Genomic DNA, 22,229 nt, shown 5'->3' on the forward strand with positions numbered 1-22,229 from the left:
CTCATATGGGGGTGGCGGGGGGGATTTCAACCGTGGGGGTTTAAGGCGGACGAGTGGTGTTTATCGGTCTGACACACATTTCAGGGCGCTGCAAAACCAAATGTGGGAGGGGGCTTGCTCCCGATGGCGGTAGATCAGTCAATATTTTCGGTGACTGATACACCGCTATCGGGGGCAAGCCCCCTCCCACATTTTGATCGGTGTTGAGTTTGAATCAGCGGCTCTGGCGCTGTTGTAACAACAGGTTGCTAAACCCGGCGCCGGCCAATTGCTTCTGCGCCACGGTCAGCTGTTCGCGGTTGCTGAACGGCCCCACCAGCACGCGATACCAGGTTGCGTCCTTCACCGTGCCGGACTCCACCGTCACCGTCTGGCCCAGCAGAATGATCTGCGCACGCACACGATCCGCATCCGCCTGCTTCGGGAACGAGCCCGCCTGCAGGAAGAACTTGGTCACCGGCGCGGCCTTGGTTTCGGCAACCGGTGGTGCTGGCGGCGGAGTAATCCCGGCCAACGCCGCCTGGGCCCGCGCCGTGTCGATTTTCGCCGCTTCCGCAGGGGTTACCGGGGTGGTCGGCACTTGCGGCGTCGGCAGGGTTTTCTCCGGCACGGCGTCAGGCGGCACGATGACTTCCGATTCCGGCAGCAGCGTATAGAAATCGTACTTCGGCTTTACCGGTGCCGTCGGGCTCGGCGCAGTCTTGTTGGCTTCAGCCATTTTCGTGGCCTTCTGCTGTTCCTGCTTGACCCGTTTGACGTCATCGCCCTGGCCTGGGTCCAGCTTCATCAGGAACACAATGAACGCGCCGACCGTAAGGCCGATCGCCATCCACAACCAACCCGGGATCGGCTTCTTCGCCGGGGCCTGGTAGCGGCTGGCGCCGCGCTTGGGTGCAGGTTTTTTCTTGGCAGCCAACTTACATACGCTCCAGAGTTTCCAGGCCCAACAGTTCCAGGCCTTGCTTGAGGGTCCGTCCAGCCAGTGCGGCGAGGCGCAGGCGACTTTGCTTCTGGGCTTCGTCGTCGGCGGTGAGGATCGGGCAGTTCTCGTAGAAGCTGGAGAACAACCCGGCGACTTCGTACAGGTAGGTGCACAGGATATGCGGCGTGCCTTTCTCGCCGACGCTGTTCAGCACTTCGCCGAACTGCGCGAGCTTGGCGGCCAGCTCCTGTTCATGGGGCGCGTCCAGCACGATCCGGCCTTCGACTTCGCTGAAGTCCTTGCCCAGCTTTCGGAACACACCGGCCACGCGGGTGTAGGCGTACAGCAGGTACGGCGCGGTGTTGCCCTCGAAGTTGAGCATCAGTTCGAAGTTGAAGCTGTAGTCGCTGGTGCGGTGCTTGGACAGGTCGGCGTATTTCACCGCGCCAATACCCACCACGCGGGCAATATTGCGCAGGTCGGCCTCCGCCAACTCCGGGTTCTTTTCCTTCACCAGGTTGTAGGCGCGGTCCTGGGCTTCGTTGAGCAGGTCGATCAGCTTGACGGTGCCGCCGTCGCGGGTCTTGAACGGGCGGCCATCGGCGCCGTTCATGGTGCCGAAGCCCATGTGCTCCATGTGCATCGGATGGGTGACGAAACCGGCGCGACGTGCCACTTCGAACACCTGTTGGAAGTGCAGGGCCTGGCGCTGGTCGACGAAATACAGCGCACGGTCGGCCTTGAGCACGCCACTACGGTAGCGCACGGCCGCGAGGTCGGTGGTGGCGTAGAGGTAGCCGCCATCGGCCTTGACGATGATCACCGGCAGCGGCTCGCCGTCGGCGGTCTTGAATTCTTCGAGGAACACGCACTGCGCGCCGTTGCTCTCCACCAACAGGCCCTTGGCCTTGAGGTCGTTGACCACGTTGATCAGGTCGTCGTTGTAGGCGCTTTCGCCCATTACATCGGCCATGGTCAGCTTGACGTTGAGCAGTTCGTAGATTTCCTGGCAGTGGGACAGCGAGATCTCGCGGAAGCGGCCCCACAGTTCCAGGCATTCCTTGTCGCCGGCTTGCAGCTTGACCACCAGGCCGCGCGCGCGGTCGGCGAACTCTTCGGATTCGTCGAAACGCTTCTTGGCGGCGCGGTAGAAGTTCTCCAGGTCCGACAGCTCGTTGCTGGTGATCGGGTTTTCCTGCAGGTAGGCCATCAGCATGCCGAACTGGGTGCCCCAGTCGCCCACGTGGTTCTGGCGGATCACGGTGTCGCCGAGAAACTCCAGTACCCGGGCCACGCCGTCGCCGATGATGGTCGAGCGCAGGTGACCGACATGCATCTCCTTGGCCAGGTTGGGTGCCGACAGGTCGATGGCCACGCGCTGAGCCGGGCCGGCCTTGCGTACGCCGATCCTGGCGTCGGCCAGTGCCGCATCCAGGCGTGAAGCCAGGGCCTGGGTGTTCTGGAAGAAGTTGATAAAGCCCGGGCCGGCGATTTCGGCCTTGGTAACGCTCTCGTCGGCAGGCAGCGCGGCGATGATTTTTTCCGCCAGGTCGCGCGGTTTCATGCCGGCCGGCTTGGACAGCATCATCGCGATGTTGCTGGCGAAGTCGCCGTGGGTCTTGTCGCGGGTGTTTTCCACCTGGATCGCCGGCGTCAGGCCTTCAGGCAACACACCTTCGTTGACGAGTTGGGTGAGGGCTTGTTGGATCAGCTGGCGAATGGTGTCTTTCATGGTGTTCTCTTTCGACCGCAAGCGGCGGCGCGCGATGCGCAGGTGGAAAAACTGGGCATTATCCGTGGCGAGGGCGGGCTTGCCAACCTTCGCGGGACCTATGGCCAGGCTTAATACAAATCTACCGGGTCTACATCCAACGACCATCGCACCTGGCGGCCACTGGGCATTTGCTCCAGCGCAAGTAACCAGCTACTTAATAGCCGATGCAACGTTGCGCGGGACGTGGCCTGCAAGAGTAGCTGGGCACGATAACGCCCGGCACGACGCTCCATGGGCGCGGGTACCGGTCCGAGCAGTTCGATGCCGCTCAGCCCCAGCTCGCCGAGCAAGCGTTCGGCGGCGCTGCAGGCTTCATCCAGAAAACCCTCGGCCTGCCCTGGTTTATGGGCTTCGGCGCGCAACAGCGCCAGGTGCGCAAAGGGCGGCAGGCCGGCGGAGCGACGTTCGCTCAGCGCCTGTTCGGCGAAGGCAAAGTAGCCTTGTTCGGTCAGTTGAATCAGCAGCGGATGGTCGGCCAGGTGGGTCTGGATAATCACCTTGCCCGGCTCTTCGGCACGCCCGGCGCGGCCGGCGACCTGCACGATCAACTGCGCCATGCGCTCGCTGGCGCGGAAGTCGCCGGAGAACAGGCCGCCGTCGGCATCCAGGATCGACACCAGGGTCACCCGTGGGAAGTGGTGCCCTTTGGCGAGCATCTGTGTACCCACGAGGATGCACGGCTGGCCCTTCTGGATGGTGGCGAACAGTTGGTTCATCGCGTCCTTGCGCGAGGTGCTGTCGCGGTCGACCCGCAAAACCGGGTAGTCCGGGAACAGAATCCCCAGGCGCTCCTCGGCGCGCTCGGTGCCTGCACCCACCGGGCGCAGGTCGACCTTGCCGCACTGCGGGCAATGGCGCGGTACACGTTCCACATGGCCGCAATGGTGGCAACGTAGTTCGCCATGGCGCTGGTGCACGGTCATGCGCGCATCGCAACGCTCGCACTCGGACATCCAGCCGCAGTCATGGCACAGCAGCGTCGGTGCAAAGCCTCGGCGGTTGAGAAACACCAAGACCTGCTGGCCGGCCGCCAGGGTCTGGCCGATGGCTTGTTGCATCGGCCCGGAAATGCCGCTGTCCAGCGGCCGGCTTTTTACGTCCAGGCGCAGGAAACGGGGTTGCTTGGCGCCGCCGGCGCGCTCGTTCAGGCGCAGCAGCCCGTAACGACCGGTGTAGGCATTGTGCAGGCTTTCCAGGGAGGGTGTGGCCGAGCCCAGCACAATCGGGATGTCTTCCTGGCGTGCGCGCACCAGCGCCAGGTCGCGGGCGTGGTAGCGCAGGCCTTCCTGTTGCTTATAGGAGCCGTCGTGTTCCTCGTCGATGATGATCAGCCCGGGGTTTTTCATCGGCGTGAACAGCGCCGAGCGGGTGCCGATAATAATGTCGGCTTCGCCATCCCGCGCCGCCAGCCACGACTCCAGGCGCTCACGGTCATTGACCGCCGAATGCACCAGGGCGATGCGCGCATTGAAACGCTGTTCGAAGCGCGCCAGGGTCTGCGGGCCCAGGTTGATCTCGGGGATCAGCACCAGTGCCTGTTTGCCGGCCTGCAGGGTTTCGCGGATCAGCTGCAAATAGACTTCGGTCTTGCCGCTGCCGGTGACGCCCGCCAGCAGGAACGCATGGAAGCTGTCGAAACCTGCGCGAATCGCTTCATAGGCGGCGCGTTGTTCAGGGTTCAGCGGCAGTTCGGGCTGGGCCAGCCAGTGTTCGTGGCGCGGGTCGGGGGCGTGCCTGCGGATTTCCACCTGCACCAAGCCCTTGGCCAGCAACAGGTCGAGGCTGTCCTTGCTCAGCATCAGCTTGCTCAATAGCTGATGGGCGACGCCATGGGGGTGCTGGGCCAGGGTTGCCAGGGCTTCACGCTGGCGCGGGGCGCGGGCGATGCGTGGGTCGTCGAGGCGTGCGCCGGGCACCGTCGACCAGAAGCGTTCCTGGCGCGTTTCGGCCAGTTCACCCTGGCGCAACAGCACCGGCAGTGCCCAGCTCAACGTGTCACCGAGGCTGTGCTGGTAATACTGGGCGGTCCACAGGCACAGCTTGAACAGCGCGGGCGGTAACGGCGGCGTGGCATCGAGCATGGCGATGGCCGGCTTGAGCTTCTCGGCCGGCACTTCACTGTGGTCGGCGACTTCCACCAGGATGCCGATCATCTCTCGACGGCCAAACGGCACGCGCACGCGCATGCCCGGCTGCAACTGCGCACGCAGCACACCGGCCGGGGCCCGGTAGTCGAACAGGCGGCGCAGGGGCGAGGGCAGGGCTAGGCGCAAAATGGCGTCGGGCACGCGAGAGGTCTCATCTATAAAGGCAGGCGGTGGCGCAGGGGCGGGAGCCTAGCAGACCGGGGGAGGCTTGGGGTAGCCGCCAGTTTTCTGATGAAAGGTGCTTTTATGTTGACACGCGATGGGTGTCGCCGCTTGCGCGTTTAAAAAGGTCTGGTAGAATCCGCGGCCTAATTACGTGCGGTATTCGACAATAGTGTCGAGTGGCGGCACGCTAGCCCGAGGAAGTCACCATGAAAGCCGATATCCATCCAGCGTACGAAACCATCGAAGTGACCTGCAGCTGCGGCAACAAGTTCGAAACTCGCTCGAACCTGTGCAAGCCACTGGGTACTGACGTATGCAACGAGTGCCACCCGTTCTACACCGGTAAGCAGAAAACTCTGGACACCGGCGGCCGTGTACAGCGCTTCGCAGATCGCTTTGGTGCTTTCGGCAAGAAGCCTGCTGCTACTCCAGCAGAGTAAGGCTCAAAAGCCTTATGGGCTTTTGCCAGCTGTTGAAAAAGGCGTCCCTTGCGGGCGCCTTTTTTGTGCCTGTAATTTGGGTGACGGCCGTGCAGGCCGAGGTATTCTGCCCGGCGCCGACGGCCCTGGCCCGCGTGGAAGTGCAGCGGGTGGTGGATGGCGACACGGTGCGCCTCAAGGATGGCCGCAGTGTGCGGATGATCGGTATCAATGCCCCGGAAACAGGCAAGAAGGGGCGCGCCGACGAGCCTTTCGCGGTCGCCGCGCGTCAACGCCTGCAGGCATTGGTGGGTGCCAGCGGTGGTCGTGTCGGCCTGGTGCCGGGGCGTGAGCGCAAGGATCATTACGGTCGCACCCTGGCCCACCTCTATGGTGCCGACGGCGAGAACCTGGAGGCGCAACTGTTGGCCGAGGGCCTGGGGTTCCAGGTTGGCGTGGCGCCGAATGTCGATCTCGTCGCCTGTCAGCAGGCGGCTGAAAACAGCGCCCGTAGCGCGCGCCTGGGCCTGTGGCGCCAATCGCCGATACAGTCTGTGGCGCAGCTCAAGCGCTCCGGGTTTGCCGTGGTCAGTGGCCGGGTCAGCCAGGTAAAGCGCAATCGCGGCGGTATCTGGATTGAAATGCAGGGATCATTGGTATTACGTGTCTCGCCTGCTCTGGTCAGTCAATTCGACGCTGTCGGGCTCAATGGTCTGCAAGGCCGCACTGTTGAGGCGCGGGGCTGGGTACAGGATCGCTCGCGACGTGGCGGGCTGAAAAAAGGTCAGGCGCGCTGGCTTCTGCCGTTGACCGATCCAAGCATGCTCAAATCGACGCACTGAGAAAAAATTGTAGACATTTTTTAGGTCGATTGTGAACAGTTGAGCCCTTGTATCCTGTGGCTCTTGGCCGAAAGTCTTAGTGCAGGGCCCTTGACACCTGTGACTGCCCAGTCTTGTAGGGACTTTACGACACGAGTATCCTCGGCGGTCCGTCGACCAACAGTAAAAGCGGAATGCCGATATGTCTGATTTGAAAACTGCCGCTCTCGAATATCATGCCCATCCTCGTCCAGGAAAGCTGAGTGTAGAGCTCACCAAAGCCACCGCCACCGCCCGCGACCTGTCGCTGGCCTACAGCCCTGGCGTGGCCGAGCCCGTACGTGAAATCGCCCGCGACCCCGAACTGGCGTACAAGTACACCGGCAAAGGCAACCTGGTTGCAGTGATTTCCGATGGCACCGCGATTCTCGGCCTGGGTAACCTCGGCCCACTGGCCTCCAAGCCAGTCATGGAAGGTAAGGGCGTGCTGTTCAAGCGCTTCGCCGGCATCGACGTTTTCGATATCGAAGTCGATTCCGAGAGCCCGCAGGCTTTCATCGACACGGTCAAGCGCATCTCCATCACCTTCGGTGGCATCAACCTGGAAGACATCAAGGCACCTGAGTGCTTCGAGATCGAAAAGGCCCTGATCGAGCAGTGCGACATTCCGGTATTCCACGATGACCAGCACGGCACCGCGATCGTCACCGCGGCCGGCATGATCAACGCCCTGGAAATCGCCGGCAAGACCCTGGCTGACGCCAAGATCGTCTGCCTGGGCGCCGGCGCTGCGGCCATCTCCTGCATGAAGCTGATCGTCAGCATGGGCGCCAAGCTGGAAAACATCTATATGGTCGACAGCAAGGGCGTGATCCAGTCCGAGCGTACCGACCTGAACCAGTACAAGGCGATGTTTGCCCACCCGTCCTCCAAGCGTACCCTGGCTGACGCCCTGAACGGTGCCGACGTGTTCGTCGGCCTGTCCGGCCCGAACCTGCTGAGCGCTGAAGGCCTGAAGTCCATGGCGGCCAACCCGATCGTGTTCGCCTGCTCCAACCCTGATCCGGAAATCGCCCCGGAACTGGCCCACGCCACCCGCGACGACGTGATCATGGCCACCGGTCGTTCGGACTACCCGAACCAGGTCAACAACGTATTGGGCTTCCCGTTCATCTTCCGTGGTGCCCTGGACGTTCGCGCCAAGCGCATCAACGAAGAGATGAAAGTGGCTGCCGCCAACGCCCTGCGTGAACTGGCCAAGCTGCCGGTGCCTCAGGATGTGTGCGACGCCTACGGTGGCGCCAAGCTGGAATTCGGTCGTGAGTACATCATCCCGAAACCAATGGATAAGCGCCTGATCACCCTGATCTCCGATGCCGTGGCCAAGGCCGCGATCGAGACCGGTGTGGCCACCCTGCCGTATCCGAAAAACTACCCGCTGCAAAGCGTGGATGATGTGTTCAACGGCTAAGCCGTAGACCCATAAAAAAACCCGGCTCAGAACGCCGGGTTTTTTTATGGGGAAGTTTCAAGCTGCAAGCGGCAAGTTCAAGAGCGGCACATCGCAGTTCTTAACTTGCCGCTTGTAGCTGACAGCTTGCCGCTCTCTAAAAGAGATCGATCGGCGCCGCCTCATCCGCCGGCAGCGGGCTGCCCGGTACGATGCCGTTGCCCAGCTCATTGACCGACGGCGGCGTGTCTTCGCTCTTGAACAGTTCGAAGTACGCATTCGGCGTGCTCGGCGAGGCCGCACGGCCACTGATCGGGTCGATCCGCAGGCTGAGGATGCCTTCCGGCTCCGGTTGGGTGTGCAGCGGCTTGTCTTTCAGGGCGGCGCCCATGTAGCTCATCCAGATCGGCAGCGCGACGGTGCCGCCGAACTCGCGGCGGCCAAGGCTTTCCGGCTGGTCGTAGCCGGTCCACACGGTGGTCACGTAGTCGGCGTTATAGCCGGAGAACCAGGCGTCCTTGGATTCGTTGGTGGTACCAGTCTTGCCCGCGATATCTGCGCGGCCCAAGGCCAGGGCGCGACGGCCGGTACCCTTCTTGATTACGTCTTCGAGGATGCTGTTGAGGATATAGGTGGTACGGCCATCCACAATGCGCTCGGCCACGGCGGGTGCCTGCGGTTCGGTTGCAGCGGGGGTGGTGGCTGGCGCGGTGCCTGGAGTCGGCTCGATGGTGATGCCGCCATTGCCTGGCGCCGCCAGGCCATCCGTCGCAGCGATGCCGTTGACCACATCACCCGGCACACGTGGTGGGTTGGCGGTGAACAGGGTGTCGCCGTTGCGGCTTTCGATCTTGTCGATCAGGTACGGCGCGATCTTGTAGCCGCCGTTGGCAAAGGTGCTCCAGCCAGTGGCGATTTCCATCGGCGTGAGGGTCGCGGTACCCAAGGCCAGGGACAGGTTCGGCGGCAGGTCCGACTTGTTGAAGCCAAAGCGCGTGATGTAGTCGATGGTCTTGCCTACACCCATCGCCTGAAGCAAGCGGATCGACACCAGGTTGCGCGACTTGTACAGCGCCTCGCGGATACGGATCGGGCCGAGGAAGGTGTTGGTGTCGTTCTTGGGGCGCCAGACTTTGTCCAGGTACTCGTCGACGAACACGATGGGTGCATCGTTGACCAGGCTGGCGGCGGTGTAGCCGTTATCCAGGGCGGCGCTGTAGATGAACGGCTTGAAGCTCGAGCCTGGCTGGCGCTTGGCCTGGGTGGCCCGGTTGTAGTTGCTCTGCTCGAACGCGAAGCCACCCACCAGGGCGCGGATTGCACCGTTCTGCGGGTCCAGCGATACCAGTGCGCCCTGGGCCAGCGGCACCTGGCTGAATTTCAGGCTGTCGTCCTTCTGGCGTTGCACGCGGATCAGGTCACCCACTTGCGCGACATCCGACGGTTGCTTCGGCATCGGGCCCATGCTGTTGGTGTTCAGGAACGGGCGTGCCCATTTCATGCTGTCCCAGGCCACGTGGGCTTCGCCGGTGCGGGTCAGTACCTGTACGCCATCTTTCTTCACCTGGGTGACGATGGCCGGTTCCAGGCCGCTGATCGCACGCTGTTTGCCCAGCTCGGCCGTCCAGGCGCTCAGGGTCTTGCCTGGCAGGCGCGACTCAGGGCCTCGGTAGCCGTGGCGCTGGTCGTAGGTGATCAGGCCGGAATGCACGGAGTCATTGGCGATGTCCTGCAAGTCGCTCGGAACCGTCGTGGTCACGCGGAAGCCTTCGGTGTAGGCCTCGCTGCCGTAACGACCGACCATCTCCGCACGCGCCATTTCAGCGATATACGGGGCATTCACCTCCGGCGTCGGCACGTGGTAGCTGGCGTTCAACGGCTCGGCCACCGCACTTTCATAGGCGGCCTGGTCGATCTTGCCCAGCTTGTACATGCGCCCCAGGATCCAGTCGCGGCGCTCTTTGCTGCGCGCCGGGTTGGCCAGGGGGTTGAAGCGCGAAGGGGCCTTGGGCAGGCCGGCAATCATGGCCATCTGCGCCAGGCTGGCGTCACGAATCGACTTGCCGTAGTAGACCTGCGAGGCCGCCTCGATCCCGTAGGCACGGTTGCCCAGGTAGATCTTGTTGACGTACAGCTCGAGGATCTCGTCCTTGGTCAGCTGACGTTCGATCTGCAATGCCAGCAGGATTTCAGTGGCTTTGCGCGAAAAACTGCGCTCGCTGGTGAGGAAGAAGTTCTTCGCCACCTGCATGGTGATGGTGCTGCCGCCGGATTGAATGTGTCCGCTTTTTACCAGTTGCGTGGCCGCACGCACCAGGCTGCTGGGGTCGACGCCATAGTGGTTGGCAAAATTATCGTCTTCGGCCGACAGCAATGCGCTGATGAAATTAGGTGGAATGTCGGCAAAACGGATCGGTGTGCGGCGCATTTCGCCGAACTCCGCGATCAGCTTTTCATCGCTGCTGTAGACCCGCAAAGGAATCTGCAACTGGATACTTCTGAGGGCCTCTACGGAGGGTAAACCCGGACTAAGGTAGAGGTAGGCCCCGCTGAGTACGAGCAGCAGCCCGCAGACGATCGCGACAATGGAGTACCCGAAAAACTTCAGCAGACGGATCAAGGCTTTTGGATTTCCAGAGAAAAGAATGGGTTACGCGTCGGGGCATGCATGGCAAACGATGGATCGACCCGAGCTGCAGATAAAAAGCGGGGAAAAACGCTGGGCATTAAAGCATTTTTCGCCTTGGGGCGTCATTCGCGCCGGCTCAACAAGTCGACCGAATGCAGGGCTTCCGGCGGCAATCAGGCGTTAAGACAGGCAAAGCTTTGGGGAGTTTTATGGGAAAGGGATTTTTCAGGCGCAAAGTCGACACCGTCCTTGGCGTCGACATCAATGAGGCAGGGATCAAGTTGGTAGAGCTGAGCTGTTCAGCCAACCGTTACACCGTGCAGGGCTACGCCACACAGGCGCTGCCGGCCCAGGCGGTAGTCGACGGCGTCTGGCTGGACCTGGAAGGCATAGGCCATGCGCTGTACATGGCGCTCTCCCGGCTGCGCACGTCAGCCAGGCAGGCGGCAGTCGCCGTTTCCGGTCCTTCGGTCATTACACGGGTCATCGAAATGCAGGCGGGGCTTGGCGACGACGAAATGGCCCGGAGGATCCAGGTGGAGGCAGAGCAATACATTCCCTACCCACTGGACGAGGTGGCGCTGGACTTTCAGGTCCAGGGGCCGTCGACGCAGGATTCCGCGCAGGTCGAGGTGTTGCTGGCGGCGTGTCTGAAGGAGCACGTCGAGGTTCGTGAAGCCGTGTTGGCCCTGGCGGGGCTGGTGCCCAGGGTGGTGGATGTCGAAGGGTTTGCATTGGCGCGCGCTTGCCGTCAGGATTTCGCCAGCTTCACGCCGGGTCATCGAGTAGATGGTGCCCAGTGGATCGTGGATGCCCCTGGGATGGGAGTCGCTTGCGGGTTGGCCCTGAGGAGTTTCGCTGGATGACACGAATCAATCTTTTGCCTTGGCGCCAGGCGCTGGTTGAGCGGCGGCGTAAATATTTCCTGATACTGCTGGTGGCGTTTGCCTGTGTGGCGCTCGCGACGGTGTGGCTGGCGGACCAGGTGATCGACCAGGCGATCGACCGGCAGGTGACGCGAAACGATCATGTGCGCAAGGACGTCGGCGTCCTGGACTCGCGTATCGAGACCATTGATGACCTCCAGGTGCAAAGCCAGCAACTGGCGGAGCGGATGAAAGTCGTGCAGGACCTGCACGATAATCGCTCCGCCGGTGCACAGCTGCTGGATCAGTTGGCTCGTGCGGTGCCCGACGGTGTGCATTTGCATGAGGTCGTGGCGAAAGGCGATACGGTGAGTATCAGCGGCAGTGCTGAATCCAGCCAGGATATTGCCCAACTGATGCGTCGCCTGGAGGTATCCGAAGGCGCCCACGCCACTCGCCTGCAGCATGTACGAACCGAAGGCGCTCGCGGCAACACTGAATTCCAGTTGATGGTGGGCCAGGGAGAGTCTTCCGAGGCCCAGCCATGAGCCGGTCCTGGCTCGAATTTTCCGCGCTGACTCACAATGCTGCCAAATGGCCCTTACCTGGCAGGATCTTGCTGGGCTGCGCGCTGGCCGGCGTAGTGATGCTGTTGGGCGACCTTGTGTACCTCAGCCCGTCGCGGGAGCGCTTGCGCGAGGTCGAGGTGCAGGAAGTGGGCTTGCAGCAGCAACTCGCGGAAAAGGCCGTCCTGGCTGCCGATCTTGAAGAGCGGGCTCGCCAGGTCCAGCTTATGCAGGAGAAGGTCAGCAGGCTTTTGCAGCAAATGCCCGAAGAGTCCGAAATGCCCGGCTTTCTTGAGGACATCGCCAGGATGGCGCTGGCCAACGGTTTGGTGATTGAGAGCGTCACTCCGCTGGATAAGCTGTCTAGGCCGTTCTATCACGAACAGCCCGTTCGCATCGGCGCCACCGGTACCTATCACGACCTGGCGACGTTTGTGAGTGCCCTGGGCGGCCTTTCGCGAATCGCCACGGCGCATGATATTGCCATGCGACGTGACGGCAAACTGCTGCACCTTGATCTGCTGGCCAAGACTTATTGGCATGAGCGACAAGGCATCAAGCGGGACGCGGCTGTCATGCAAAGGCAACCCTTTGTATACGGTGCTTCTGGTATTCGCGATCCGTTCCAGCCCATTGCCCTGCAAGTCGACCGCGCGCCAGGGCGGACGGCCGCTGCGCCGGACCTCGCTCGCCCGCGGGAAGCCTTGGAAGGCCACCCAGTGGATCAGTTCGAGATGGTCGGCACGTTGTCCCGTGGGGCGCAGACCTTCGCCTTGCTGCGCCAGGCCTCAACCGTGCACCGCCTGGCAGTCGGCGACTATCTGGGTCCGGACCATGGTCGAGTTACAGCGATTCATGACGGCCATATCGAACTGGTCGAGTTATTTCCCGATGAACAGGGGGGATGGCTGGAGCGTCCGCGAACCCTCGTGCTAAACGTCAACTCATAACGGAATCAAACAATGAAAAGGACTTTCTCGTCCTTCGGTGTGGCGCTATGGATAGCGTTCACGGCACCGATGGCTGCTGCTGTGCCCAATCGTGTGGACCTGATCCAGCTACCGCCTCCCGGCAGCGCGGGTTCGGGCGCCTATAGCGGTGAAAAGCTGAACCTCAACTTCCAGGACATCGGACTACGTGCTGCCTTGCAGCAAATCGCCGACGTGGCGGGCCTCAATCTGGTGGTCGGCGATGACGTACAGGGCTCTATCACCCTGCGGCTCAAAGGCGTGCCCTGGGATCAGGCGCTGGACCTGGTGCTGCAAACCAAAGGCTTGGATAAACGGATAAAGGCTGGTGTCCTGCTGGTGGCGCCGGCCGAGGAGTTGGCTGCACGGGAACTGCTGGCGCTGGAATCGCGCAAGCAGATAGCTGACCTGGCGCCGCTGCGCCGTGAGCTACTGCAAGTCAACCACGCCAAGGCGGCAGACCTGGCCAAGCTGTTTCAGTCGGTGAGCGGCTTTGAAGGCACGACCGATGAGCGTGGTTCAGTGGCAGTGGATGACCGCACGAATAACATCATTGCCTTCCAGACCGGCGAGCGCCTGGAAGAGTTGCGGCGGATCGTGGCGCAACTGGATGTGCCGGTGCGCCAGGTGATGATCGAAGCGCGGATTGTCGAGGCCAATGTCGACTACGACAAAAGCCTGGGCGCGCGCTGGGGTGGGCGGCTCAATCGCGGGAATTGGGCTGCCGGGGGGATCCAGAAGCCTTTGCCGGACGGTGCCCAGGCGCCGGAAAACGTGCCCGGCTCGCCATTTGTCGACCTGGGTTCACTGACGGGTACATCGGGCCTGGGCATCGCCTTTATCACCGATAACCTCCTGCTGGACCTGGAACTGACCGCCATGGAGAAAACCGGCAATGGCGAAATCGTCTCGCAGCCCAAGGTGGTCACTTCCGACAAGGAAACCGCGCGCATTCTGAAGGGCACCGAAATTCCCTATCAGGAATCCACCTCTCAAGGTGCTACCTCGGTGTCGTTCAAGGAGGCGTCCCTGTCGTTGGAGGTCACGCCGCAGATCACCCCCGATGACCATGTGATCATGGTGGTCAAGGTCACCAAGGATGAGCCCGACTATCTCAACAAACTCAACGACGTACCGCCGATCAAGAAAAACGAGGTGAATGCCAAGGTGCTGGTCAAGGATGGCGAGACCATCGTCATCGGCGGGGTTTTCTCCAATACCCAAAGCAAAGTGGTAGATAAAGTGCCATTTTTGGGCGATGTGCCGTATCTTGGCCGCCTTTTCCGGCGCGATGTGCTGGCGGAGAAAAAATCCGAGCTGCTGGTATTCCTGACTCCGCGTATTATGAATAACCAGGCGATTGCTGTGAGTCGTTGATTCTGTGCGAAATTTGATTCTTGTAGGACCGATGGGGGCTGGAAAAAGCACCATCGGCCGATTGCTGGCCAAAGAGCTGCGCCTGCCATTCAAAGATTCCGACAAGGAAATTGAATTGCGCACGGGTGCCAATATCCCATGGATCTTCGATAAGGAAGGCGAGCTGGGCTTTCGCGACCGCGAGCAGGCGATGATTGCCGAGCTGTGCGGCTGCGATGGCGTGGTATTGGCCACCGGCGGCGGCGCGGTGATGCGCGATGAAAATCGGCGGGCGCTGCATGCCGGTGGTCGGGTGGTCTATCTGCATGCGTCGGTGGAGCAGCAGGTGGGGCGTACCGCCCGTGATCGCAATCGTCCTTTGCTGCGCACGGCGAACCCGGAAAAAACCTTGCGCGACCTGCTCGCGCTGCGCGATCCGCTGTATCGGGAAATCGCCGATCTGGTGGTGGAAACCGATGAGCGGCCGCCTAGGATGGTGGTTCTCGACATTCTCGAGCGCCTGCAACGGCTGCCACCCCGTTAAAGCCAGGCCCGAAATGCGCTATTCTCGGCGGCGCGCTATCACCCTGCGGGGTGTGGCGTAGAGCCATCAGGCAACGTCAGATCTCGACGTTACCGGTCGTCAATACATCTTCAACGCGGGGACACATGCAGACACTTAAGGTCGATCTAGGCGAGCGCAGCTACCCGATCCATATTGGCGAAGGTCTGCTGGACCAGCCCGAATTGCTGGCCCCGCACATTGCCGGGCGGCAGGTGGCAATCATCTCCAACGAGACGGTCGCGCCGCTGTATCTTGAGCGTCTGAGCCGCAGCCTGGCGGCGTACTCAGTGATCTCCGTGATTCTGCCCGATGGCGAAGCCCACAAGAACTGGGAAACCCTGCAACTGATCTTTGATGGCCTGCTGACCGCACGCCATGACCGCCGAACCACCGTGATTGCCCTGGGCGGCGGTGTGATCGGCGACATGGCCGGCTTTGCGGCGGCCTGCTACCAGCGCGGCGTGGACTTTATCCAGGTGCCGACCACCCTGTTGTCCCAGGTCGATTCGTCGGTGGGCGGCAAGACCGGTATCAACCACCCCCTGGGCAAAAATATGGTTGGCGCGTTCTACCAACCCCAGGCCGTGCTGATCGACACCGCGACCCTCAACACCTTGCCACCGCGGGAACTGTCGGCGGGCCTGGCGGAAGTCATCAAGTACGGGTTGATCTGCGACGAACCCTTCCTGGCCTGGCTGGAAGAACATGTGGACGCCCTGCGCGCACTCGACCAGGTGGCGCTCACCGAGGCGATTTCCCGCTCCTGCGCCGCCAAGGCGCTGGTGGTGAATGCCGACGAGCGGGAGTCCGGTGTGCGGGCCACCTTGAACCTGGGCCACACCTTCGGCCATGCGATCGAAACGCACATGGGCTATGGTGTGTGGTTGCATGGGGAGGCCGTAGCGGCTGGCACAGTGATGGCATTGGAAATGTCGCAACGTCTGGGCTGGATCAGCGCCCAGGAGCGGGATCGCGGCATCCGCCTGTTCCAGCGTGCCGGTTTGCCGGTTATCCCGCCGGAAGAGATGACTGAGGCGGACTTCCTCGAACATATGGCGATAGACAAGAAAGTGATCGACGGTCGCCTGCGACTGGTGCTGTTGCGCCATATGGGCGAAGCGGTAGTGACCGACGATTATCCGAAAGAGATTTTACAGGCCACGCTGGGAGCGGATTACCGCGCCCTGGCTCAGCTGAAAGGTTAATAAGATCCCGATGACTAGTTTGCATGCCGACGAGGCGTTCCTCGGCCATTACCAGTTAAGCCACGACCCTTTTGCTCCACGGGTGCCTGGTTTCAAATTTTTCCCGGCCCAGCGCAAGCCGGTGCTGGGGCAACTGCACCATCTCGCGCGCTACAGCCAGCTGCTGCTGGTTGTCACGGGCCCGTTGGGCAGCGGCAAGACCTTGCTGCGCCAGGCCCTGGTGGCCAGTACCAACAAACAGTCCGTACAGAGCGTGGTGGTGTCTGCCCGTGGCGCCGGTGATGCGGCGGGCGTGCTGCGTCAGGTAGCCCAGGCGCTGGATGTGGCCACTGCCGAGCCGAATGCGATCCTCAAGCAGGTGGTGCAACTGGGTCTGACCGGCCAGGAAGTCTACCTGCTGGTGGATGACGCCGAGCAGCTCGACGAGTCCGCCCTGGAAGCGCTGTTGGCGCTGGCGGCGGGCACGCCGGAAGGTCGCCCCCATGTGTTCCTGTTCGGTGAATCGTCGTTGATCGCCGATCTGGAGCAGATCAGCGGTGATCAGGAGCTGTTCCACGTTATCGAACTGCAACCGTACGAAGAGGACGAAACCCGGGAATACCTGGCTCAACGCCTCGAAGGCGCAGGGCAGGGCATCGAACTTTTCTCCGCTGCGCAGATCTCTGATATTCACGAAAGCTCCGACGGCTGGCCTGGCACCATCAACCAGGTCGCCCGCGATGCCATGATCGAAGCCATGATTGCCAGCCGCTCTGCGGTCAAGCGTCCAAAGATGGGGTTCACTATGCCTAAGAAGCACGTATTGGCAATTTCCGCCGTTGTCGTGGTTGCTGTTGCCGCCGCCTGGTTGATTCCGGGTCGCAGCAAGGCGCCGACCACCGCCGGTGCGCCAACCGAACAGGCGCAGTTGCCACTGGGCAAGCCCACGCCGAATGTCGAGTTCGCCAATTCCGGTCAGCCGACCAACCTGCCGATGGTGGGCCAGCCGGTGATGCGTGGCCCGCTCGCGGAAGAAGCCGGTGGTATCTCCGAAGGCGACGACGGTGTGCCGGTGGAAGGCTCCAGCGCCACACCGCCGACCGTGACCACTACTGCGCCACCTGCGGGCGTTCCCGCAGGTACGCCAGCGACCCCTGTGGCGCCAGCCGCCAAGCCGACCCCGGCACCGACCGTTGCCACTGCCAAGCCCGCGGCGCCAGTGGCGAAGCCGGCTCCGGCGCCAGCCGCCAAACCGGCTGAAAAGCCGGCAGCCACCGTCGCCAAGGCCGGCAGCAGTTGGTACAGCAGCCAGCCCACCGGCAACTTCGTCGTGCAGATCCTCGGCACCAGCTCCGAAGCGAACGCCCAGGCGTTCGTGAAAGAGCAGGGCGGCGAATACCGTTATTTCAAGAAAGTGCTCAACGGCAAGCCTCTCTACGTGATCACCTACGGCAGTTTCCCAAGTCGTGCCGCAGCTGATTCCGCCATCAAAGCCTTGCCAGCGAAGGTTCAGGCTGGTAAACCTTGGCCTCGCACTGTCGCCAGCGTTCAACAAGAACTGGCAGCAACTCGCTGAAGATCCGGCGGCCTTACCCAGGCCGCCCTCCCGGCACCTCAAAAAAGATCGCAAGGCGTGCAGCCCCTCCAGGCCGCGCGCTTTGTGGTGTCTGCGTTACAGTAGCTTTTGAGTCGTAGCGGTCAGAATTAAAAAAGTTTTGACTAGCACAGCATATCGCTTTAAACCTTTCATAAATGCGACATAGATTTGCGACATTTCGTCGCTAAATTTGTGAGCGTTCGTGTCGGTGTGTACAATGACCTCCCTTTTGCCCCCGCTAAGCCGGCGTACGTTCGGCGTGGAAGGTAACCGGTTGAATTGAAAAGAAATTTGCCTCGATATAAGAGGCAGCCTGGTGAGAAAGTGTCTATGAAAGCAGGTCTGTACCAACCCGATGAATTCAAGGATAACTGCGGTTTCGGCCTGATAGCCCATATGCAGGGCGAGCCCAGTCATACCCTTTTGCAAACGGCCATCGAGGCCCTGACCTGCATGACCCACCGCGGTGGGATCAACGCCGACGGCAAGACCGGTGACGGTTGCGGCTTGCTGATTCAAAAGCCCGACCAGTTCCTGCGCGCGGTCGCCAAGGAGCATTTCGCGGTCGACCTGCCCAAGCAGTACGCCGTGGGCATGGTATTTTTCAACCAGGACCCGGTCAAAGCCGAAGCCGCTCGCGAGAACATGAACCGCGAGATCATCGCTGCCGGCCTGCAGCTGGTGGGCTGGCGTAAAGTGCCGATCGACACCAGCGTGCTCGGCCGCCTGGCCCTGGAGCGCCTGCCGCAGATCGAACAAGTGTTCATCGCAGGCGACGGCCTGAGCGACCAGGATATGGCGATCAAGCTGTTCACCTCCCGTCGTCGCTCGTCCGTGGCCAACGCCGCCGATGTCGACCACTACATCTGCAGCTTTTCCCACAAGACCATCATTTATAAAGGCCTGATGATGCCGGCGGACTTGACCGCCTTCTATCCAGACCTGAGCGATGAGCGCCTGCAAACCGCCATTTGCGTGTTCCACCAGCGCTTCTCCACCAACACCCTGCCGAAATGGCCGCTGGCCCAGCCATTCCGCTTCCTCGCCCACAACGGCGAGATCAACACCATCACCGGCAACCGCAACTGGGCCGTGGCCCGTCGCACCAAGTTCGCCAACGATTTGATGGACCTGGAAGAGCTCGGCCCACTGGTCAACCGCGTGGGCTCCGACTCCTCCAGCATGGACAACATGCTCGAGCTGATGGTCACCGGCGGCATCGACCTGTTCCGTGGCGTGCGTATGATCATTCCGCCTGCGTGGCAGAACGTCGAGACCATGGACCCGGATCTGCGTGCATTCTACGAGTACAACTCGATGCACATGGAGCCGTGGGACGGCCCGGCCGGCGTGGTCATGACCGACGGTCGCTACGCGGTGTGCCTGCTCGACCGTAACGGTCTGCGCCCGGCCCGCTGGGTCACGACCACCAACGGTTTCATCACCCTGGCGTCGGAAATCGGCGTGTGGAACTACAAGCCGCAAGACGTTATCGCCAAGGGCCGTGTAGGCCCTGGCCAGATCCTCGCCGTGGACACCGAAACCGGCCAGATCCTCGACACCGATGCCATCGACAACCGCTTGAAGTCCCGTCACCCGTACAAGCAATGGCTGCGCAAGAACGCCCTGCGCATCCAGGCGACCATGGAGGACAACGACCACGGTTCGGCGTTCTACGACATCGACCAGCTCAAGCAGTACATGAAGATGTACCAGGTCACGTTCGAAGAGCGCGACCAGGTCCTGCGCCCGCTCGGCGAGCAGGGCTACGAGGCGGTCGGCTCCATGGGCGATGACACGCCGATGGCCGTGCTGTCCCAGCGCGTGCGCACGCCGTATGACTATTTCCGCCAGCAGTTCGCCCAGGTGACCAACCCACCGATCGACCCGCTGCGCGAAGCCATCGTGATGTCCCTGGAAGTGTGCCTCGGTGCCGAGCGCAACATCTTCCAGGAGTCGCCTGAGCACGCCTCCCGCGTGATCCTCAGCTCGCCGGTCGTTTCCCCGGCCAAGTGGCGTTCGCTGATGACCCTGGAGCGGCCGGGTTTCGACCGCCAGATCATCGACCTGAACTACGACGAGAGCCTCGGCCTTGAAGCCGCTGTGCGCAACGTCGCCGACCAGGCCGAAGAAGCCGTGCGCGCCGGGCGTACCCAGATCGTGCTGACCGACCGTCATATCGCTCCAGGCAAATTGCCGATCCACGCGTCTCTGGCCACCGGCGCGGTGCACCACCGCCTGACCGAAAAAGGCCTGCGCTGCGACTCCAACATCCTCGTGGAAACCGCCACCGCCCGCGACCCGCACCACTTTGCGGTGTTGATCGGCTTCGGCGCCTCGGCGGTGTACCCTTTCCTCGCTTATGAAGTGCTGGGTGACCTGATCCGTACCGGTGAAGTACTGGGCGACCTCTACGAGGTGTTCAAGAACTACCGCAAGGGCATCACCAAGGGCCTGCTGAAGATCCTGTCGAAGATGGGCATCTCCACCGTCACCTCCTACCGTGGCGCGCAGCTGTTCGAAGCCATCGGCCTGTCGGAAGAAGTTTGCGAGCTGAGCTTCCGTGGCGTGCCGAGCCGCATCAAGGGTGCGCGTTTCGTCGACATCGAAGCCGAACAGAAAGCCCTGGCCGCCGAAGCCTGGAGCGCGCGCAAGCCGATCCAGCAAGGTGGCCTGCTCAAGTTCGTGCACGGTGGCGAATACCACGCCTACAACCCGGACGTGGTGAGTACCCTGCAAGCCGCCGTGCAGCAGGGCGACTACGCCAAGTTCAAGGAATACACCGCGCTGGTGGATAACCGCCCGGTGTCGATGATCCGCGACCTGTTCAAGGTGAAGACCCTGGATACGCCGCTGGCCATCAGCGAAATCGAACCGCTGGAATCGATCCTCAAGCGCTTCGACTCTGCCGGTATTTCCCTGGGCGCCTTGTCGCCTGAGGCCCACGAAGCCCTGGCCGAAGCCATGAACCGCCTGGGCGCGCGTTCCAACTCCGGTGAAGGCGGTGAAGACCCGGCGCGCTACGGCACCATCAAGAGCTCGAAAATCAAGCAGGTTGCCACTGGCCGTTTCGGTGTGACCCCGGAATACCTGGTCAACGCCGAAGTGCTGCAGATCAAGGTGGCCCAGGGCGCCAAGCCCGGTGAGGGCGGCCAACTGCCGGGCGGCAAGGTCAATGGCCTGATCGCCAAGCTGCGTTATGCGGTACCGGGCGTGACCCTGATCTCGCCGCCGCCGCACCACGACATCTACTCGATTGAAGACTTGTCGCAGCTGATTTTCGACCTGAAGCAAGTCAACCCGCAGGCCCTGGTCTCGGTGAAACTGGTCGCAGAGGCGGGCGTCGGTACCATCGCCGCCGGCGTGGCCAAGGCCTATGCCGACCTGATCACCATCTCCGGCTACGACGGCGGCACCGGCGCATCGCCGCTGACCTCGATCAAGTACGCCGGCGCGCCGTGGGAACTCGGCCTGGCGGAAACCCACCAGACCCTGCGCGGCAACGATCTGCGCGGCAAAGTGCGGGTGCAGACCGACGGTGGCCTGAAGACCGGCCTCGACGTGATCAAGGCCGCGATCCTCGGCGCCGAGAGCTTCGGCTTCGGCACCGCGCCGATGATCGCCTTGGGCTGTAAATACCTGCGCATCTGCCACCTGAACAACTGCGCCACCGGCGTCGCCACTCAAAACGAAAAGCTGCGCAAGGATCACTACATCGGCACCGTCGACATGGTGGTGAACTTCTTCACCTACGTCGCCGAAGAAACCCGTGAGTGGCTGGCCAAGCTCGGCGTACGTTCCCTGGAAGAGCTGATCGGTCGCACCGATCTGCTGGACATCCTCGAAGGCCAGACCGCCAAGCAACAGCACCTGGACCTGACGCCTTTGTTGGGCAGCGATCACATCCCGGCAGACAAGCCACAATTCTGCCAGGTGGATCGCAACCCGCCGTTCGACAAAGGCCTGCTGGCCGAGAAGATGGTCGAAATGGCCGGTTCCTCGATCAACGACGCCAGTGGTGGCGAATTCGCCCTGGATATCTGCAACTGCGACCGTTCCATCGGCGCACGCATCTCCGGCGAAATCGCACGCAAGCATGGCAACCAGGGCATGGCGAAAGCGCCAATCACCTTCCGCTTCAAGGGCACTGCGGGCCAGAGCTTCGGCGTCTGGAACGCCGGCGGCCTGCACATGTACCTGGAAGGCGACGCCAACGACTACGTAGGCAAGGGCATGACCGGCGGCAAGCTGGTCATCGTTCCGCCTAAAGGCAGCGTCTACAAGACCCAGGACAGTGCCATCATCGGCAACACCTGCCTGTACGGTGCCACCGGTGGCAAGCTGTTCGCCGCCGGTACGGCCGGTGAGCGTTTCGCCGTGCGTAACTCCGGTGCCCACACCGTGGTGGAAGGCACTGGCGATCACTGCTGCGAGTACATGACCGGGGGCTTTGTCGCGGTATTGGGCAAGACCGGTTACAACTTCGGTTCGGGCATGACCGGCGGTTTCGCCTACGTGCTCGACCAGGACAACACCTTCGTCGACAAGGTCAACCACGAGTTGGTCGAGATCCAGCGGATCAGCGGCGAAGCCATGGAATCCTACCGGAACCACTTGCAGCACGTGCTGGACGAGTACGTCGAGGAGACCGGCAGCGAATGGGGGCGTAACCTCGCCGAAAACCTCGATGATTACCTGCGTCGTTTCTGGCTGGTCAAGCCCAAGGCTGCCAACCTGAAATCGTTGCTTTCCAGCATCCGTGCCAACCCGCAGTGATATGCGCCTGAAGAGTTTGATGAG

14 protein-coding genes and 1 pseudogene are annotated in these 22,229 nt (G+C 62.0%); 11 read left to right on the forward strand and 4 right to left on the reverse strand.

Going from position 1 to position 22,229, the window contains the following annotated elements:
* Window positions 1–214: 214 nt before the first annotated feature.
* From F6S08_RS02700 to F6S08_RS02710, 3 genes are all read right to left on the reverse strand, one after another.
* On the reverse strand, window positions 215–916 hold the full coding sequence (locus tag F6S08_RS02700; protein ID WP_027605014.1) for an SPOR domain-containing protein: 702 nt from the start codon (window positions 914–916) through the stop codon (window positions 215–217).
* A 1-nt stretch (window position 917) separates the two neighbouring features.
* Window positions 918–2,654 carry an arginine--tRNA ligase gene (argS, locus tag F6S08_RS02705; RefSeq protein ID WP_027605013.1) on the reverse strand — a complete coding sequence of 579 codons (1,737 nt, stop codon included), beginning with the start codon at window positions 2,652–2,654 and terminating at the stop codon, window positions 918–920.
* A gap of 110 nt (window positions 2,655–2,764) precedes the next feature.
* Window positions 2,765–4,984: a primosomal protein N' gene (locus F6S08_RS02710; RefSeq protein WP_315871246.1), complete on the reverse strand. Its 2,220-nt coding sequence runs from the start codon at window positions 4,982–4,984 to the stop codon at window positions 2,765–2,767.
* Between the two features lie 230 nt (window positions 4,985–5,214).
* Here F6S08_RS02710 and rpmE point away from each other — a divergent pair, with 230 nt between their 5' ends.
* The 3 genes from rpmE to F6S08_RS02725 all read left to right on the forward strand — a co-directional run bounded on the left by rpmE (window position 5,215) and on the right by F6S08_RS02725 (window position 7,719).
* Complete coding sequence (rpmE, locus tag F6S08_RS02715) at window positions 5,215–5,448, forward strand: 50S ribosomal protein L31 (RefSeq protein WP_005784030.1); 234 nt, start codon at window positions 5,215–5,217, stop codon at window positions 5,446–5,448.
* A gap of 14 nt (window positions 5,449–5,462) precedes the next feature.
* Window positions 5,463–6,269 carry a thermonuclease family protein gene (locus F6S08_RS02720; RefSeq protein ID WP_315871247.1) on the forward strand — a complete coding sequence of 269 codons (807 nt, stop codon included), beginning with the start codon at window positions 5,463–5,465 and terminating at the stop codon, window positions 6,267–6,269.
* Between the two features lie 181 nt (window positions 6,270–6,450).
* Window positions 6,451–7,719 carry a malic enzyme-like NAD(P)-binding protein gene (locus F6S08_RS02725; protein WP_027605010.1) on the forward strand — a complete coding sequence of 423 codons (1,269 nt, stop codon included), beginning with the start codon at window positions 6,451–6,453 and terminating at the stop codon, window positions 7,717–7,719.
* A 136-nt stretch (window positions 7,720–7,855) separates the two neighbouring features.
* Here the strand turns inward: F6S08_RS02725 and F6S08_RS02730 are convergent, their stop codons facing one another.
* Window positions 7,856–10,315 carry a penicillin-binding protein 1A gene (locus F6S08_RS02730; protein WP_370671260.1) on the reverse strand — a complete coding sequence of 820 codons (2,460 nt, stop codon included), beginning with the start codon at window positions 10,313–10,315 and terminating at the stop codon, window positions 7,856–7,858.
* Window positions 10,316–10,536: 221 nt separating this feature from the next.
* Between F6S08_RS02730 and pilM the strand changes: the two genes are divergently transcribed.
* The 8 genes and pseudogenes from pilM (at window position 10,537) to gltB (ending at window position 22,205) form a co-directional block, all read left to right on the forward strand.
* Entirely contained in the window at window positions 10,537–11,193 is a 657-nt protein-coding gene (gene pilM, locus F6S08_RS02735; protein ID WP_065925845.1) for a type IV pilus biogenesis protein PilM, read from the forward strand.
* The gene (locus F6S08_RS02740) at window positions 11,190–11,741 is read left to right on the forward strand and encodes a PilN domain-containing protein (RefSeq protein ID WP_315871248.1); all 552 of its coding nucleotides are present in this window, start codon (window positions 11,190–11,192) and stop codon (window positions 11,739–11,741) included. Before pilM ends, F6S08_RS02740 begins: the two co-directional genes overlap by 4 nt.
* Window positions 11,738–12,709, forward strand: a complete 972-nt coding sequence (locus F6S08_RS02745; RefSeq protein WP_315871249.1) for a pilus assembly protein PilP — start codon at window positions 11,738–11,740, stop codon at window positions 12,707–12,709. The genes F6S08_RS02740 and F6S08_RS02745 overlap by 4 nt, the downstream gene beginning before the upstream one ends.
* 138 nt (window positions 12,710–12,847) lie before the next feature.
* Window positions 12,848–14,104 (forward strand): annotated as a pseudogene (locus tag F6S08_RS02750) (type IV pilus secretin PilQ); the annotation flags it as partial.
* Between the two features lie 4 nt (window positions 14,105–14,108).
* Entirely contained in the window at window positions 14,109–14,627 is a 519-nt protein-coding gene (aroK, locus tag F6S08_RS02755; RefSeq protein WP_003171222.1) for a shikimate kinase AroK, read from the forward strand.
* Window positions 14,628–14,752: 125 nt separating this feature from the next.
* A complete protein-coding gene (gene aroB, locus F6S08_RS02760; RefSeq protein WP_027605004.1) occupies window positions 14,753–15,853 on the forward strand; it encodes a 3-dehydroquinate synthase in 1,101 nt (366 codons plus the stop codon).
* Between the two features lie 10 nt (window positions 15,854–15,863).
* Window positions 15,864–17,408: an SPOR domain-containing protein gene (locus F6S08_RS02765; RefSeq protein WP_027605003.1), complete on the forward strand. Its 1,545-nt coding sequence runs from the start codon at window positions 15,864–15,866 to the stop codon at window positions 17,406–17,408.
* A gap of 351 nt (window positions 17,409–17,759) precedes the next feature.
* Complete coding sequence (gene gltB / locus F6S08_RS02770) at window positions 17,760–22,205, forward strand: glutamate synthase large subunit (protein WP_065946654.1); 4,446 nt, start codon at window positions 17,760–17,762, stop codon at window positions 22,203–22,205.
* Window positions 22,206–22,229: the final 24 nt, after the last annotated feature.

This window comes from Pseudomonas sp. JV449 (genome assembly GCF_032424295.1).
GTDB lineage: Bacteria > Pseudomonadota > Gammaproteobacteria > Pseudomonadales > Pseudomonadaceae > Aquipseudomonas > Aquipseudomonas marginalis.